The organism is Hydrogenivirga sp. 128-5-R1-1 (assembly GCF_000171895.1).
Genome location: NZ_ABHJ01000096.1, coordinates 1 through 2,604 on the forward strand (window position 1 = coordinate 1; position 2,604 = coordinate 2,604).

General features: G+C 37.5%; 2 protein-coding genes. Both read right to left on the reverse strand.

The window, feature by feature from the left end; translation table 11 throughout:
• Positions 1-116: 116 nt before the first annotated feature.
• Positions 117-1,430 (reverse strand): hypothetical protein, encoded by a 1,314-nt coding sequence (locus HG1285_RS17755; protein WP_008288532.1) that lies wholly within the window; start codon positions 1,428-1,430, stop codon positions 117-119.
• A gap of 55 nt (positions 1,431-1,485) precedes the next feature.
• Positions 1,486-2,604, reverse strand: a 1,119-nt coding sequence (locus HG1285_RS04870) for an arsenate reductase (azurin) large subunit (protein WP_008288534.1), incomplete at its 5' end; no start/stop codon positions are given.

Consider the following 2,604-nt stretch of genomic DNA (forward strand, 5'->3'; position numbering starts at 1 on the left):
TTTTAAATAAAAAGACCTCTGCCACACGGCAGAGGTAAATGAGGTAGGTAGGTTTAGCAGCAGCAGGACAGGTAAGAGGGGAGGATGTTAAAACCTGTCCTAAATGTAAAGAAGTTTTAAAATTCTATTTGCATTCTGGCAAAAGTTTCATTTACAGAACTTTTATTATTTCCTTGATACATAGCTTTTCCTGCTTTTCCAAGTTGTGCAAAAGCAGTACCTACTTCAAGGTTCATATATTTACCTAAATTGAATGTAAATTGGATTCCTTCCTCAGTTCCCAAATTTTTACCATTTCCAGCCATATCTTTATTTGATGCGAAATATCCACCTACTACCTGTAAAGAAATACCTTTTGTTAATCCAATGTCAGCTTTTGCCTGGATAGATGTTAATCCATATCCTTTATTTCCTACTTCAAGACCAAAATCATTCACATCCGATGGGCCATGAGGAATGAATATGTATGTATATCCCCAATAACCTCCTGTTCCTAATATGTTATGAACTGTTTTAAACCCATTTCCATTGCTTTTACCTGTGGAATAAACTCCTAAAACACCAACTTTTGCCTTACCTAAGTCAGCATTTCCTTCAACTCTTAAGAGTGTTCCACTTGTGGAATTATTTCCAATTTTTCCATTATTCTGGATAATTGCACCACTTATGGGGCCTGCACTTGCTGTTAAAGCAATCCACGTTTGATTTAATTTTGTTGCTGGTGCGTCGTTTGCAGCACTATTATTTGTATCTATACATTCTTGTCCCGTTCCTGCTATACAAACTTTACCATAAGCTCCGTATAAATGCGCTCCAACTTTTGCACCACCCATATCTGTATCTAAATCTAAAATTATAAAATGTTCATCCTGGTCTTTATTGATACTGGCATTTTTTATCAATCCTACACCTTCAACAAGTCTAACATAAGCAGCTCTCCAGTTTACTCCTCCAGCTTTACCTGTATAAGCTACACCACCAACGTTTAAATCCCAGTCTGCAGAAAACAGCATTTGATTGACTTCATCATTTGCTGGAAGAATACCCGCAAGAACAGTTCCAGGCCCAACAGGTGCATACAGATAGCCGTATCTTAACCCTCTTGCTTGAAGTCTATTAAATGCGTTAATTGCATAAGTACCTCTTGGGTCAGAAGATGAAGGTGAAGAACCACCCCAACCACCTCTGTACTCTATCTGGAAAAATGTTCCAACGCCATCTTCTGTAGAAACGTCAAAATCAACTCTAAGTCTTTGTCTGAAAAAATCATACTGTTTTGTAGAAGCTATGTTTGAATTGTTATACATTACCCTATGTTGCACCCCAAATTTAAAATTTAACTCATTTAAAGGTTTAGTTGCATTTGCATTACTAACTAAACCTGTAGCCAAAATTGCTCCTGCTGCCAGCGTTCCTAATACTTTTTTCATTACAAACCTCCTTTAAAGTTTTTTATAAATTGAGGGGCATAAAGCCCCTGTATCATTAACCTCTTTCTTTGAAACTTACTTCTTCAATTAAAGATTCATTTCTTCCAATTCTTTCAATACTTGCAACTGTTCCCTTGTAGTAAGGTATTTTTGTGTCTGGGTCAACAAAGTCTGTAACAAGGTTGTTCATTGGTGAGTTTGCAAATCCAAATGCCATAAATGGTTCTCCCGGTCTAACTTCATCAGAAGTTATAGCTATTGCCCTAACACTTCCATAATCGTTCCATACTCTTACAATATCTCCATCTTGAAGTCCAAGTTCTTTCATATCACTTTCATGGAGGAATATTGGAGCAAGAGGCCATCTGTCTTTTGTAAATTCAAGTCTTAAAGTGTGGTAGTTAGACTGCCACATGTGATTTAATCTTCCGTTGTTAATCCAGTATTTGTGTCTTCCCATCATTTTCTTAATTTGTGGTGGCAAGTCAGGCTGTGGAGTTGGTAAAAATCTCGCCTTTCCTGATTTTGTTCCAAATTTATAGTCAGTGTATAAAAGTCTTGTTCCAATAAGTCTTCCATGTTTGTAGGCTTTTATTGGAAGCTGAACGCCGTTATTTCCAGCTTTTCTAAGTCTGTCATAAGTTGCAATGTAGCCTGTTGGACCTCCCTGTGAGTCTATTTCTTCTTTTCCAGCCATTCTAAATCCATCGTTAAAGGCATCTTCTTCTGTTTTCCAGTCAAAGCCTTCAAATCTTTTTGCAAGGTCATATCTTCCCTGTCTTTCAAGCTCTGCTTTTATTGCATTTGCAATGGCTGCAGCTATGAGACAGTCAGGTTTTGCACTTCCCGGAGGTTCTACTACTTTTTCTGAAAGCCTCATTCTTCTTTCACCGTTCATTGAGGTTAGGTTCATTTCCATTGTTGTTGCAGCTGGGAATACAATATGTGAATACTCTTGTTTAGGTCTTGGATAAATATCAACATCAACTACAAGTAAACCACCGTAATACTTACATGCTTCATAAACTTTATCTGCAAGGGTATCAAGGTCTGCTCCTTCGTACTCGTCTAATACCCTTTTTACAATTTCAGACCTTCTTGCAAGAGCTTCTCTGAATTGCTCTGCAGCAATTGTATTTACTGTAGGGTCGCAACCCCAGATAAACATAACACT